Here is a 15399-nt window from a genome sequence, read left to right as displayed (position 1 = left end):
TCACTTTATTACTGTTATTGAACCTTTTTTTATTTTACCCTCGTATTTGATGACATAGTAATATACCGGATTTACATTTTTAAAATCTTTAATGAATGAATTCACCATTGGGTCATAGGCGCTTCCCACATCATCAAAAAGCACCTCACCATTTGAGTTTAAAATAAGTATTTTGGCTGCAGGCGTTTTATATATATCAGGAATTTTCCAGTAGGGGCTATCCAGCCTAACTATATTTGGTATTAGATCCGCAGTGCCCATTTCGTCCTTCACCCTGAAAATAAATTCTTTAGATGATAAACATTCAGAAATCTGCGTAACTTTTACTCTATAAACACCTGAAGTTTTAACTGCATAAGTATCAGCTGTGGCAGAAGCTATAAGCTTATTATCCAAATACCACTCAAAAATTGGCTGGCTGGCATCAGTAGTCACAGTTACACTTATACTTTCCCCATCTTTAAGTTCAAACTCATCTTTTGCATCAATAACTGCATTAATGCCATTGGTTTTAAGGTTGATGGATCCTGCTGAACTGCAGCCTTCCGAATCAACAGCAACGGTATATAGGCCAGGATCTTTAACAGTAATATTCCTGCTATTGCCGCCAAATGCAACTCCATTCTTTTTCCAGCTATAATATTTACCCATTGGAGCCGTTAAAACAGTTCCATCAGCAGTAGGACAAAAAGGATTTCCCAAGCTAGAACTTATAATAAACTCTGATCCAGAACCGGACGAAGTCACTGCAACACGATTAGAATAAGACTGAGAGCTGCAGCCTCCATAATTTGTCTCGACATAATAAACTCCATCAGAATTTACGCTATAAGAGGGTCCGCTGGCTCCAGCTACTAGCGTTGGCGGCTGGGAAACGCCATTGTCTCTGTACCAGTTATATGTTAAAAAGCCAAATTTTAAAGGCGAATCATTTGCAGGTAATTTTGAATCACCATCAATAGCCAATAAATAATTAGAGCCGAAACAATATGTTGCATCCCCATTAAAATTGTTAATTGTAAATTGCCTATCATGCACTTTATAATAAATTGGAAAATAATTTTTTAAACCGAAAGAAAGGAATTTACCGCTGGAAAAACCCGCTGCGGAAACCCTAAGACAATAGTTATCTGAACCTACAATATCCGAAGGAATTGCAAATCTTATTGTTTTCTGATTAACACCAGAATCTTCGGCGGACAATGTCTCCGGCAATACAATAGTTCCAAAATTGTCTTTTGAAAGTTCAACTGCAAAAACAGTTTGAGCATTAAATCCGTCATAGCTAAAAGTCACGCTATAATCATTACCTCCCTCGCTGCCAGCACAAATTCTATCAAAAGGCAATACTTGAGGATTTATTGATTTAGTTTGGGAATTAGAATTAAAATGATAAAAAAATAAAATAATAAAAAAAATTAAAGCCTTATTGCACTTAATTGAATTTATATAATTGCAATACGATTCTTTTCTTTTCAAAATACTATCAGAAACAATTTTATTTACCTGCTTTGCATCACCATGATTAAAACGGCTTAAGAAATATTTTTTATTTATTTTAAAAACAAAGGGACTGGACATAAGCAATTTATATACTATTTTTTTTTATGTGAAACTGAAAAACTAAAAAGACTCTCTCGTTTAAGTAACAACGAAAAAGCAAAAGAAAAAAAATTCATTACAATAGTAAACATAAAACAATGTCTCATACATAAGCATGTAACAACTGAGCCAATTCAAGCAATAACCGGTTTTTAAAATTCGAGAACTAAAAAAACGCATCAGAATCACTTAATTCATAATCAAATAATCGCCACACTATTACTACACATCATGAAGTGAAGAATAAAAATTGCACGCAACGGCTTTCTAAATATTTTTAAGATTTGAGATAAAACAACACATACAAAGCAACGGCTTCTTCAGCAGAAAGCCGAAAAATACTCGCTAACAAGCTAAACTTTTCTTCCATATTTTGAACTCAGCACTCTTTTGAACAGCGAACAGGGAAAGAAACAATAAGAAACCATTATTCTCCATCATTATGCCTGCATACAGCTCAAAAAGCTAATTTGTTATATATAAAAAATGCAAAAACAGGGGCTCCGTTAAGAAAATCACCAGAATTCGGCAGATAGTGCCAGACTTAGGGCTTAATATATAGAAATTGATTTTCTATAAAAAATTAGCGCGACATGAAGTTTTCACGTTTAAAAGCAAGAATCACTCAAGAAAAACGGGATTAAAACAGTAACGGCTTTAAAATAAAGCCCTGCCAAAAACCATTAAAAAACTAATTACTTATGGAGATACCTAGCCAATATATAATACCAAAAAAAAAACAGCCTGTAATGAAACAGAGAAGCAATTTCTCATTTAATTTATAAAAAAATGTTTAGACAGATTTTTTTATATCGATAAAATGCAAATACGGAATATCGCCTTTTTTTGCTAATCATTTCTGATTGATTCTGCCGTGATACGGACTTGTATTATATTATTATTAATGAATACTAATTTTAAAAAACATTAAAAATAAGATTTTTCATGTTTTAGCAATAAAGCCAAATGAAGAATTTGAAATAAAGTACCAAAATAAAACCCGTCAGTAAAATCTGAATAAACAGCTCACAAAAAGTCCCGCAAATCAACACTAGCAAATCCTCCTTTAAAACAGTGTATATTTATTGTATAGCTGAATTCCAAAAATACCAACAGGTTTATTTTCAAACAAAAATAACACAAAAAAACACAAGCAAAACCAGCAAAGTAACAAGTGGCTTTTATCACGCAACAAATGGCTTAAATAAAAACACCGCTAAACACTAATTAAATCGAACATTTTGGGCATGCTAAAAAAAAGTTAAGCCACATCGTCGCAACGGTCCGTCTTTTTTTATTCTAGTATGGTTTTAAAAACCCAACCCTAGCGCCTTATTTTTTTTTAGATCAAACTATATGTTATGAAGAAATATTAAAATCCAGATATGTATTATAAAATCACTCTGCAATACAAAGGCCTTTTATCGAGATTCTAAAATTATACCTCCTAGACCAATTCGAAATTATTTTTTTTTACAAAAAAAGAAGACAAAACACCACCTCTTCATCTAAACAGATTAATTCCATACCAAAAGAACACAGAGAACCTAATTAAACCCAAATGGATTCTTCATGGAGATAACAGCTTAGGATTTACCTATTCGCAGACATCAGAAACACAATCACATTACCCGCAGTAGACGACTCAATAAAGATAGAGAAAAAGCAGTTTTTAGAGATTGGAATTTAGCAGCAGAAGGAACGCGCATTTAGAGGCAGCTTGATTCTTTTTTAAAGAGACAATATATTCCAATACAAATAACCGCAACACCATCGTTTCTTTTTTCGGAATTTCCAATAGAAACCCGCAATGTTAATATATTTTTTAAGTGATTTCGCAGCTTGGAACCCAATAGAACACGTCAAAAAATAGCTTTTTTTTTCACAAAATATTCTAGCTCGCCCATCAATAGATCAAACCTCCTATCCAATAGAAAGAGCATTATATTACCCCAACCAACAAATCAGCAAAAAAAAAAGAACAGATGCGCCAACAGCTATAACTGCAAAAACCAAACCATATCAAGTTACTGCGACTGTTGAAAACAGTTTCCCCTTCAAGCAAAGAAACCCTGCCAAGGAGACCACTTTAGATACAGAAAGAAATATAGAATTAATTATTAAAAGATGTTTTACAAATGCAGATCTTGCCGCATATCGTTTTGATGCTAGAAAATTAACATCAGAAGCTTTACAGTAAATTAAAATTAAATATTTACAGGAATCTGCTGGCAAGAAAAATGATGCAGTACCAGCAAATTGAATTACACTCCTACAGCTACTAGCCAGAACCCGTCACTTTTTATATGAAGTCGAAATAAAATGACCCATAAGCCAAACGCAAAGAGCTAATTCACTACTTGAATCCCAGTCTCACATTCAAAAAGCCTAACTCAGAAACTTTACAGTCTCTTTAGAAAGCCCTAGGTTCTGCTAAACCAGCTATATTGCAAGAAAAGACAAATCAATCCAGCTAAGCCCATTCAATGCAATATCCAAAAACCACATCAAATCATTATCAAAATACTTAATTAAAGAAACCGCAAACACCTAAATAGAATCGTCTAATGAACAACAAAAATATTTAAATCCAGATTCAAAGAGACCAGAAATACAGAATATTCTTTTTTTTAGACTAACCAACACATCTTTCATACAATCATTTTAATTTCAGATACTTACGAATTAATTCAAATAAAAAGTTTAAACTAAAGCTTTTAAATAAAACCTGTCAGCAGAATCTGAACAAACAGCTCGCAAAAAGTCCCGCAAATCAACACTAGAAAATCCTACTTTCAAAATAGTGTATATTTTTTTTTGTATTGCTGATTTCAAAAACACCAACAGGTTTATTCTTCGGCAAAAGTAAGACAGGAAAACACAGAAAAACCATAAAAAGAAACAAGTGGCCTTTATCAGGAAACAAATGGTCGCATAAGGAAACACTAATAACGAGTCTTTGAACCTGACATTTTGGTTATGCTGAGAAAAAACAAAAAAAAAAGTTAAACCGCATTTCTGCGATACCCCCTTTTCTTTTAATACTTCAGTGGTTGTGCAGCCAAAATCCTGCAGCCTTATTAATCATTGCACTCAATCCTTGTTTAAGAAATTCAACAGAGCTCTTATCCAAAAGTTAATTTACAGCCAGAGGCTCTTCAGCTTTTAAAGATCCGAAAAAAACTTCAGTGGCCGCTTAATTCCAACTGTTTCCCCAGCCCAGACTTCTTTTGCTGTTTTACAAGAATTCCGTCCAGCAGTAAAAGTTTACTGGAACACTTAGTTCCCAGATCAGAATGGATTAGGAATCCATCTACAGTTGTTTTATGCTTATGAGCAATTTCTAAACCGCAACCATGGAGTCTGTTGCGTACTCAGCTGCCGAAAGACGCCAGACCCTTCTTTACACCTGTTAAACCTAGATAAAATAAGGCACGTCCTTTAAGGCAGATATATTTTTTTCATTATCTTATAAAAAAGACAAAATATTGGCTCCCTTAGAAAGGGTACCTATGGCTAGAATATCACGATCCACTTTGATTTTTTTTAAGCTGATACTTTAATTGCACTGCAGGACTTGATTTTTAGATTTCCTTTTTGCGCACTTAAACTTAATTGCACTGCGTCCATAATTCCTTTTTATACCTAAGGCCTAGACCTGGGCCTAAACCGTTTCTCCATACTAAGCCAACCCATCCAGGAAACTATATTTTTAACAGTACCAATAAATTTTCTTTTTTACGCCTAGAAATTGGAAGCAACGAACCATCTACCATTTCACAATAGTAGCCTTGTTTTTTATTAATGCATAAAATATGATCTATATTTACGATGTAGGAATGATGTATTCTTAAAAAAAACTTTTTATTCAATATCAATTCATACTCTCCCAGATTCTTTGACGAAACATGTTCTATTTTGTTTTTTAAAAAAAATATTGTATACCTCCCTTCGGATTTGCAATACAAAATATCATCTTTTTTTATAATCAATATATTATTAAGAGAACTGATTGCCAAATAAGAAGAACCATTGACCGCATCATTATCATCACTACCTATATTGGCAAGCATTTTTTCGTCATTTCTTGAAACCAATTTATTGATTCGTTTCTTTTCATTAAGCTTAAAAACAGCTTTATTTGTAGCAACAATAATATCCTCAATAGCAAGGGGCTTTAAAATATAGTCAAGTGCATTATACTTCAAAGCCTTTAAGGCATACTCGCTATAAGCCGTAACAAAAATAACTTCAATCCCACTAACTTTAATCTGATCAAGTACATCAAAGGCATTTTTATCATCTAGCTGGATATCGGTATAAATTAGTTCCGGATTCAAATTTTCAATCAATGCTATTGCATCTTTAACATTGTTAGCCTCGCCAATTATATTTACAAGCGGACAAAATTTAATTAAGAAATGTTTCAATAATTCTAAATTCTTCAAATCATCATCAACCAATAATGCATTAACTTTTCTAGACATCATTTTTTTAAATTTTAGTTTGGGGTATTAAGAGAGGATTTGTCTGAAAGTGGCATTTCATAATTTATCCTCGGGACTTAGGATAAAACAAACGCAATATAACTTTTTTAATTAAGAAACCCGAAACATAAATAAGTTTTCCCTTAGCACATATTCACAATCCATAATCAGTTTCATTATTAAATGCGCATTCTTAAAAAAGAAATTACGACTTAAACTTAACAAAAAAAAGAAAGAAAGAAAGAAAGAAAGAAAGAAAGAAAGAAAGAAAGAAAGAAAGAAAGAAACATCACGTTTGATCATTCCTTTAAATTGCCAACAGTTATATCAAACGAAGCTGATTTGAAAATTACTTATTAAAATTCACATTGAAGCACCTAAACACAAAACATACAAAAACCATCTTAAATCACAGATTATCATCATTTCGACATTTCCTTTTATCATGCATATTTGAGCCTCTTAAAAACTCCTCATTCTAACACCAAAACCAGCAAATTACAAAGTTATATATAAAAAAAACTTAAGGAAAACATCTTTACAGCGCAAGCTTTTCTTTTTATACAAAACACTATTTATCAACCAAATATAATTGCACAACAGCATATTAACAATCAGCAAAAACCCTAATAGTTACACAGATACGTCCAATTATAACAATCATAAAATTTAAATCTTATTTATATTTAAAATTTGCATTATTAAAAATTTAAGGTTTTATTAAATATTTACGTAATTTTTTTTATTTATTGACACTTCATCCAAATCTAAAGCAGACCAAAAATAAGCTAAATCTGTTTTCTTACAGATAGGATTTTTAGCTGATCATAATTATCATTTTTTTTTAATACTTGTAGACTTTAGAAGGGTATAGCAACTGCATACCCTTTTTTAGCATATTTCAAAATGAATCTTCTAACTTCTCTGCCGCAAAATTTAAAGCAGTTTTTTTTTTGCACTGAACACTTTCTTCCACCAAAAACTAAGCTGAATTTTATAGACCACTCGCGGCTCTAAAAATTTACAATAGCCAGAAAACTGCTTTTTTTTAAACACACCTAGTAAATAAACATGGTGATCAGAATAAATAATATAATTATCGTTTTAAAGCAAAATGTGATTTAATTATTTTTGAAGATCCATCATGGGTATATTCAAATATAAACCAATAATCACTTGAAGGCATTGCTACCCCATTGTAATTTCCATCCCATCCTATCCCGTAAGAATTATTTTTTTTTACCAGTTTTCCAAATCTGTCAAAAATCGAAAGATTTTTGAGAGTAGGCATATTTTCAAATTTTGTTATATCCCATATATCATTATATCCGTCTCCATTGGGCGTGAAAAATCTGGGATAATGGATTACCAAAACTTTTTCATTATAATCCTCGCAGCTCCCGCTATATTGTATTGTAACCTTATGAATACCAGGCGGTACATTAAAAAATTTATTCGAGGAAGTAAAATCTCCATCATCCAGCTGATAAAACAAATTCTCTTTTTTCTCCCAGTTCGTACTTTCAACGATTAGATCGATTCCTGATTCTGAACTTAATTGCTTTATAGAAAAGGCATTATCAGCAATTATCTGTTTTTTAATTTTTAATTTTACTTCCACATCCTCTAAACTGCTCTGGCATCCTTTTGAATTAATCTGCATCACTTTAAATTTTGTGTCAGAAATTATAATTGGCGTAATAAAAGTTTCTCCAATATACAGGATATTGCCCTGTGAATCAAACCACTTAATTTCCGAATCAATTTCTCCAACTGCTTTCAATGTAGCCGAATTGCCAGAGCATACGTTTAGATCACCTGATACTATAGGAGCCTTTAAAGCTGAAGCAAAATTTATCGCATCCAAAAAATTACCAACTGTCGGATCATTGGTAAAGGATTTTATGGCTTCAAAAATAAATCTTGTGGTATTTTGGCTCAAGGGGACAGTATAATTTCCGCTGTAAACCTTCCATGCCACATTATCAGTTGATGCGGTTGTAATAATTGTATATGGCCCTCCTGGAGGACCAGCTTTTAGAACCATTTCGTCTCTTCCAGCTCTGCCTTTGTGGGCAAAAGAAAAATTAAACAGCTTATTTTTAGCGGAATCATAATCCTGATATACACCTGCCTGAAAATATGCATTTAACTCTATATATTGATTTCCTGAATATGCTGTGCCATTCATAGAACCATTTTTCCAAAATTCGATAATACCATCCGGAGCAGTAGTTTTCCATCCAGGAACATTTGCTTGAGCAACCATTTCAGCAGAAATACTTACTAAGGGCTCTTCAAAATCATTATTTACGGTATTTACATCACATTGCGCATACAGGTTTGAAACAGCAAAAAAACTTCCGCAGAAAAGAGCATTCGTAATGGTTTTAAAATAACTATTCTTTAATATCATTTTATCAATAATTTAAATCTAAATTTCATTGTAAAAATATTCTCGATAATTTTTTCAAAATTCTAAAACCAATAAGTGGTTGGAAAGCCGTAACATTCGACTCCTCTATAAAAAATTGATTAAGTTTTTATTGTAAAGCTGAAAGACAGGTTCCGGTGTTTTAGGGTGATCAATTTTCTGCTTATGGAGCCGCAAAACCTATTTATTTTTGTGCAATAGAAGCTTTGTGAAAAAAAAGGTGCATATAGTATTAAAAAAAAAAAAACTGAGTATTGATTAAAATTATAATAATTGCACTCCAATGTGCAGTTTTCCAAAACAAAATAGAGCTCTTTGGCAGCCTTCGCCCCTCTTTGGAAGAGCACTGTAAGCCCATACCAGAATCATTGATTGCCGGCATTCCTAAAGAACGTCTGCTCGGCTATAGAAAATTACAAATGATGCAGTGATATGAGTCCGGCATGGCCGCACCCGAAAAAGCATTGGAATGTCTAAGCAAGTTAAACTAAGTTTTTTATATAACCGGTAGCTATGAATATTGGTCTTCAGCATTTTTAGATTCAAATTTTCGCTCCTTTAAACAAAGGATAATAAACAAATTAAAGTAATATAACAGTATTAAAAATGATCCTGATCAATTTGAAAAGTGATAAGAAACATTTTTATATGCAGTGGAAATTCTTACTTTTAAACTTAATTAAAGAAGTCCATTTAGGTATTAGCAAAACAAAAAACACTAAGATATCTTTCCGATTTTCAATCCATTAATTAGATAAATAACAAGATAATAACAAAATTTACAGTTATAATTATTAAGCATGACCTAATTTAGAAAACACATGAAAAACTTGATTTTATTGGTTGTTTTTTCCATTGTTATGATTTCTTGCCGAAAAGAAGAAAAAAAACTGACAATTCAGGCAAAACACCACCTTTCAGTATAGTATATTACAACGGAGATATTCTAACCATGGAATGCGAAAATGCCAATTATGCAGAAGCGGTAGTGGTCAGAGACGCAAAAATTACTTTCACAGGAAGTAAAGATGAAGCGATGAAGCAAGCCGGAGAAGGACATAATAGGGTCGATTTAGAAGGAAAAACAATGACGCCCGGATTTGTGGAGCCTCACGTACATCCCTCCATTGCAGCTTCTATTCTGCCAAACGAATTATTGCTCCATATGACTGGACACTGCCAGAAGAATCAAAAAAGGCGTTGTAGGGCACGACCCTTACATCAAAGCGCTCACAGTATCGATTCAAAAAAATGCTAAAGCAGGTGAAGTGTATTGGGTTTGGGGATACCACCAATTATGGCACGGCGATTTAAATCGGGACATATTAAACAAAATTTCTCCCGATAAACCTATTGCCGTACTGCATCGTTCCTTCCACGAAGTCTTTTTGAACGATAAAGCATAGAATTAATGCATTTAAAAGAAGCCGACTTTAAAGGAAATCCTCAAGTAGAATGGAAAAGGGGCCACTTCTTTGAAGGCGGATGCTTAGGACTGGTTCCAAAAATTGCACGATGGTTTATTGTACCTTCCAGATATTCAAAAGGTTTAGCTTTGATGACGCAGCTTATCCAGAGAAATGGTATAACAACAGTAGCCGAACCTGGTTTTCCAAGTTCTGATTTTGATCTAGAGTATAGTCTGCTAAAAAAAGAAATGGACAAAAAACCGCCTTATACTGTCTATCTCATTCCCAACGGCACACAATCGTATGGTATGAAAGGAAACAGCAATGAAAAAGCAGAAGCATTTATGGAAGAACTGCCTGCAAAATACAATACCGCTAACATCATCTTTTTGCCCAACCAGGTAAAACTCTTCTCGGATGGAGCAATCTATTCTCAATTGATGCGCATGGAAGGGGGTTATACCGACGGACACCAGGGCGAATGGATGACTCCTTTGAATCTATTGCAGCAGCAGATAAAATTTTATTGGGATACCGGTTATAAAATTCACGTACACGCCAATGGTGACCAGGGTATTCAAGAGGTGCTGGATTATGCGGCTGAGAATGAAAAAAGAAATCCCCGCAAAGACCATAGAGTTACCCTGCATCACATGGGCTGCTTCTCTAATAAACAGGCACATCAGATAAAAGACTTAGGTATTAAAGCATCTGTTAACCCATACTATTTGTGGACTTTGGCAGATAAATACTCCGAAAAAGGACTCGGCAGAGAAAGAGGCGAAAATTTAGTGCGAATCAAATCGCTCACCAGCCGAAGGGTCCCCGTTTCTTTCCACTCGGATTTTGCTATGGCGCCTATTGAACCCTTAACTCTGGCATGGACAGCGATTAACAGAGTAACATCTCAAAACAGTAAATTTTCGCAAGACCAGCGGATTACCCCTTACTTGGCTTTGTAAGGAATTACGATCGCGGCTGCCAGAACCTTGAATTTAGAGAATGAAATTGGTTCTATAAAAACAGGAAAAACGGCAGATTTTACTATTCTTGACGAAAACCCTTTGAAGATAGACCCTATAAAAATCAAAGATATTAAAGTTCTTGCAACTGTATATCATCGTAAAAGATTTGAAAATTCTTATCAATAAATTGGAATCTATAATAAAGTTTGGCAAATCTAAATCTTCCAGAGTTCATTTTATTTAATTCCAAAAAAATATGGAATTTGAATTCTAATGTTAATTTGATCAGCTTAAAAAACAGAAAATATGAAAGCCATAAAATCAACTTTTCTGGTACTATGCAGTATATTAAGCGCTAATATTTACAGCCAGCATACTAAAAAAAGTAAAGATATTGAAAAGCTCAATACAACGATTAACACCTTTTGCAAACCACCCAAAAAGAACACCGAAAAGCTGTTTGATCCAATTACGCTGCCCAATGGAAAACAAAAAGTAACAATCGATAATTTTGTTCGCGCCGAAACTGATAACTATTTCAAAATCAAAACAAATGACGGGTGCTTTGGTAAATTATGCCACAACAGCGGCCCGGCAGATGTTAATCATCAATCCATAATCCGTACCAATCGTGACACGAGGTATTCTTATGGAATTTTTGATCTCAGCTCACCCCTTAACATTACCATACCCGACACCAAAGGGCGTTTTGTATCGATGATGGTTATCAATGAAGATTCCTATATCCGGGTATTTTATGAACCGGGCAATTATACCTTGACCAGGGAAAATGTTGGCACTCGATTTATTCATATAACCGTCAGAACTTTGGCAGACCCCAATAGTCCCGAAGACAATAAAATAGTCACAGCAATACAAGAATCCATTGTTGTCAAACAGGCAAGTACGGGCAAGTTGGAAATTCCCGATTGGGATGAAGAGAGCCTTACAAAAACGCGTAATTTACTTTTGGCATTGGCCAAAGATTTACCTAACAGTAAAGCCGCTTTTGGCACAGAATGGGAAGTAACCCAAGTACGACAACTGTTAGGAACAGCAGGAGGTTACGGTGGAAATCCAGAAAAAGATGCTATTTATCTTAATTTAAATCCACCTAAAGATGATGGTGCAACTGCTTATACCCTAACCCTGAAAGATGTTCCTGTTGATGCTTTTTGGTCTGTTTCTTTATACAATGAAAAAGGATACTATGAAGTAAACAAATACAATAGCTATAATTTCAATTCGATAACATCCAAGAAGAATCCTGATGGCAGCGTAACCATACATTTTGGAGGAGATCCCAACCAGCCAAATTTTTTATATATCATGAAGGGATGGAATTATATGATTAGACTCTACAGGCCTCACAAAGAAATTTTGAATGGAACTTGGAAATGCCCGGAATTAGTAGAAGTAAAACCATAAAAATCAAATGATTTATTTTTTTAATTAAATAATAAGCTTATGAAAAATTCAATCTTATCAATATTGGCATTTGCAATGTTGATGGTCTCCTGCAAAAAAGACGAAAAACTGTTGACAGATCAAAGTTCAGGCAATAAAACTGCCGTTTATTACAATGGAGACATCATCACCATGGAAGGAAAAAAGCCCACTTATGCCCAGGCGATTGTAGTTAAAGACGGAAAAATACTATTTGTAGGCAAGGAAGAAGAAGCCATGAAGCAAGCAGGATCTGGACACATTATGGTAGATCTGAAAGGAAAAACGATGCTCCCGGCATTTTTAGATGCCCATAGCAATTTTCTTAATGTTGGTTTTACGGCCTCGGGATGGTCAGGGTGCCAATTTTGCTTTAATTAGAAATGCCTGAGCGCTCAGTTCTCTGTCTTTTTCCACTCAATGTAAAGTCCGCGGTATTTCGTAATTTATATACTTCTCTATCCAAATAACACCACTTAGCTTTTATTTTAATGTAAGTCTCAATCAATTACCAGCTCTTCACCACTCTGGCTTTTCTCTTCTCCCTCTCTGACTAAATGAAAGGTGTAAACTTATAAAACCGGCATTAGATAATGGTACTCTACATAGGCAATCCCCTAATTTTCATTATTTCTTCAACCTCAACATAACTAAGGTAAATCTTAATTTAAAATACATTATCTGAAAAAAATTAGATTTTTGAATAACTATGTTCTGTCGCGTTCATTTCTATTAGTTTTAAAACCTTAAAGATTAAAGTATTCCTAAATATGTATAAACCTCCATTTGGACGATTCTGAACAAGGGATAATCCTGACTACGTTTTAGCTGGAAATAACCTTTAGATTACTCTTCTTCAAAGAAGTATTTCTGGTCAACAACCGGGTACGAATATTTTATATTGGTAAGCAGAATACGAACTTTCAAGAAACATTTTAAACGGTATTTCTTCTAATAAAAAAGAATAAAAGCCTTATATAGCGCATTCAAATATTGGTCTTCAAATGCAAAATTTCCTCCAGTTTATTTTATTTATGAAAGATTTAATTCAGGGGAACTTTTTCTTCTGATGAGCTGAAATACTTAAAAATCTCAATGAAGTCTCATGTTTAAAAGCTCAATAACTCATTTATTCTCGGCAAAATACAACCGTGAAAGATATTTTATTGAAATGGTGTCTGCTTGAAGGAGATGCACACTTTATTAGCGAGCTTATTTCAAGAGAATCAACAAATCAGTTTTCATATAAATATGGAGAACAAAACAAGGATAATTTATGGTAAGAATTTGTGCGAGATTAAAAAAATGTCCGACTTTTTGCTGTAAGCCCATGTAAAGTTACAACCTTTACAGGCAACTAGTTGCTATGAAGCATAAAGTACTGTTATAGTTTGATATTAAATTTTATATCAATAACTTATTTCTGATCGTTAATTATTTTCTTCTCTTTAAACTCTACTGTTTTGATTTTTATGAGGAAATTGATAGTTATATTGTTTAAAATGACTATTTCTTCCTCTGACTCTATAAGTGGTGGTTAAAACAGTCGATTTTTTTTCTTCAGGAATTTCAATCGTTGAAAGGTAGCTTTTTAAATAATTTTTTAGAACATTAATCGTATTTACCTCAATAGAATAAATAGTCTTCTTTCCTTTATAGTGAATAGTAACTAAATTTGCTTTTTTTAGTTCTAGCAAATGTTTGGATATTGTAGATTGTGCCAAAGGAATCAAATCAACGATTTCACCACATGTCCTTTTGTTTTTTTTCCACAGAAGAGTCATAATCTGAACTCTAGCAGGATGACCCAGTGCTTTACAGATTTCGCCTACTTCTTCTGTTTCCGCATCAAATAGTAAGGATTTTGCCATATTCATCATTCATTATCGTTAGTAAACAATTATATTTTCATCGTTATTTTCAAAATCTGAATACTCAATTTTTATTCAACTAATTTAAAAATATGATTCATTTCGATAATGCAACTAATAACAACAATAGATTTTTTTTTATCATGGTTTAAGTGTTTTAATTTCGAACTTATTTACAATTGAATTTCAAATTTATTGAAAAAATCCCATCATCAATAATAATTGCTTTCCTATAGAAAATTGGAGACCCTCTCTTTGAATTAGCGCTAAATATAGACTATAATAATATAATTTAGATTCTGGGTTTAGATAATTCAGAATTTTAAAATAAGAAGGCAAACAAAAATGTTGACGATTGCAAATAGATATATAAATACAAAAGTGCGTCTTCAAACTAATTTGGACTTTTAGACTAGTCAAAACATTCATGTATTAGAGTGAATAAATTAATATGCCTGACATTGACGTGATATATGCTTTTTTAATTAATGCTCAACAGACACATTGAATTGTACAATATCATTTGAATGCCAACTTATTTTACATTAACAGAATTTACTTGATAATAAATTCCGACACTTTGATTTCACCGTTTAAGAATCGACGGGCTTGCTCTAATTCTTCCTTAGACGGCTTATAGCCAAGATTGATAGGTGCAACTGAAGGGCTAACAATACTTTTACATTCCTCTTTATTGTTATTATCAGTAACTGGTTCTGGAATGTGTTTCGTCTGAACAAACTCAGGAAGATCAATTTCACCGTTGATAATTCGGCGTGCTAACTCCAATGCTTCATCAGATGGCTTTTTCGGGCTGATACCATTCTCATTATACCTATATTCGGGATCGGGAGTAAGATCGTTTATAAGGTTGGTATTTACAGGCGGGGTATCTACAGGATTGTTGTTGTTGTGCTGGTACGATTGGTTAATATAGGATTTCATAAATTCACGGAGCACTTCGGCAGCAGAGCGATCTTCCAGAAAAGCGATATTAAAAAACTTAGTTTGCAATTCTGATTCGACCCAAAACATCATTTTTGCTTCTTTTGACATATCTTGTACTTTTTTATTGCTTAAATTTTGTAAATAGATTTAGAATAATTTCTTCATACTAAAGTAGCATTACATCCCGAAAAATTAATCAATACCAAATACTTATTACATTTCATGCAATAAAAGGAA

8 protein-coding genes and 1 pseudogene are annotated in these 15399 nt (G+C 33.3%); 4 read left to right on the top strand and 5 right to left on the bottom strand.

The genetic code is table 11. The annotated features are described in order from the left end of the window. The 3 genes from M0M44_RS10960 to M0M44_RS10950 all read right to left on the bottom strand — a co-directional run bounded on the left by M0M44_RS10960 (nt 1) and on the right by M0M44_RS10950 (nt 8505). Entirely contained in the window at nt 1-1347 is a 1347-nt protein-coding gene (locus M0M44_RS10960) for an immunoglobulin domain-containing protein (protein WP_248729783.1), read from the bottom strand. A gap of 3959 nt (nt 1348-5306) precedes the next feature. Next, complete coding sequence (locus tag M0M44_RS10955; RefSeq protein WP_248729782.1) at nt 5307-6092, bottom strand: LytR/AlgR family response regulator transcription factor; 786 nt, start codon at nt 6090-6092, stop codon at nt 5307-5309. Nucleotides 6093-7185: 1093 nt separating this feature from the next. Then, nucleotides 7186-8505, bottom strand: a complete 1320-nt coding sequence (locus M0M44_RS10950; RefSeq protein WP_248729781.1) for a T9SS type B sorting domain-containing protein — start codon at nt 8503-8505, stop codon at nt 7186-7188. 886 nt (nt 8506-9391) lie between these two features. On the opposite strand from M0M44_RS10950, the gene M0M44_RS10945 reads away from it, so the two are divergent. The 4 genes and pseudogenes from M0M44_RS10945 to M0M44_RS10930 all read left to right on the top strand — a co-directional run bounded on the left by M0M44_RS10945 (nt 9392) and on the right by M0M44_RS10930 (nt 12724). Next, nucleotides 9392-9781 (top strand): hypothetical protein, encoded by a 390-nt coding sequence (locus M0M44_RS10945; RefSeq protein ID WP_248729780.1) that lies wholly within the window; start codon nt 9392-9394, stop codon nt 9779-9781. 153 nt (nt 9782-9934) lie between these two features. Then, nucleotides 9935-11083 (top strand): annotated as a pseudogene (locus M0M44_RS10940) (amidohydrolase). Between the two features lie 120 nt (nt 11084-11203). Further along, nucleotides 11204-12325, top strand: coding sequence for a DUF1214 domain-containing protein (locus tag M0M44_RS10935; RefSeq protein ID WP_248729779.1), 1122 nt, complete (start codon nt 11204-11206; stop codon nt 12323-12325). 39 nt (nt 12326-12364) lie between these two features. Then, nucleotides 12365-12724, top strand: a complete 360-nt coding sequence (locus M0M44_RS10930) for a hypothetical protein (RefSeq protein WP_248729778.1) — start codon at nt 12365-12367, stop codon at nt 12722-12724. 1067 nt (nt 12725-13791) lie between these two features. On the opposite strand, the gene M0M44_RS10925 is transcribed toward M0M44_RS10930, so the two are convergent. Then, nucleotides 13792-14214 (bottom strand): ArsR/SmtB family transcription factor, encoded by a 423-nt coding sequence (locus tag M0M44_RS10925; RefSeq protein ID WP_248729777.1) that lies wholly within the window; start codon nt 14212-14214, stop codon nt 13792-13794. 555 nt (nt 14215-14769) lie between these two features. Beyond that, nucleotides 14770-15270 carry an antitoxin VbhA family protein gene (locus M0M44_RS10920; RefSeq protein ID WP_248729776.1) on the bottom strand — a complete coding sequence of 167 codons (501 nt, stop codon included), beginning with the start codon at nt 15268-15270 and terminating at the stop codon, nt 14770-14772. Nucleotides 15271-15399 lie beyond the last annotated feature (129 nt).

This window comes from Flavobacterium humidisoli (assembly GCF_023272795.1).
Taxonomy (GTDB): domain Bacteria; phylum Bacteroidota; class Bacteroidia; order Flavobacteriales; family Flavobacteriaceae; genus Flavobacterium; species Flavobacterium humidisoli.
The sequence above is the reverse complement of the archived record's forward strand: the minus strand, read 5'-3'. Positions and strand labels throughout refer to the sequence as shown.

Bases quoted from the DNA above. Each gene is read 5' to 3' on its own strand.
- M0M44_RS10955 (WP_248729782.1), bottom strand. From the start codon at position 6,092: ATGATGTCTAGAAAAGTTAATGCATTATTGGTTGATGATGATTTGAAG.
- M0M44_RS10950 (WP_248729781.1), bottom strand. From the start codon at position 8,505: ATGATATTAAAGAATAGTTATTTTAAAACCATTACGAATGCTCTTTTC.
- M0M44_RS10935 (WP_248729779.1), top strand. From the start codon at position 11,204: ATGAAAGCCATAAAATCAACTTTTCTGGTACTATGCAGTATATTAAGC.
- M0M44_RS10930 (WP_248729778.1), top strand. From the start codon at position 12,365: ATGAAAAATTCAATCTTATCAATATTGGCATTTGCAATGTTGATGGTC.
- M0M44_RS10925 (WP_248729777.1), bottom strand. From the start codon at position 14,214: ATGGCAAAATCCTTACTATTTGATGCGGAAACAGAAGAAGTAGGCGAA.
- M0M44_RS10920 (WP_248729776.1), bottom strand. From the start codon at position 15,270: ATGTCAAAAGAAGCAAAAATGATGTTTTGGGTCGAATCAGAATTGCAA.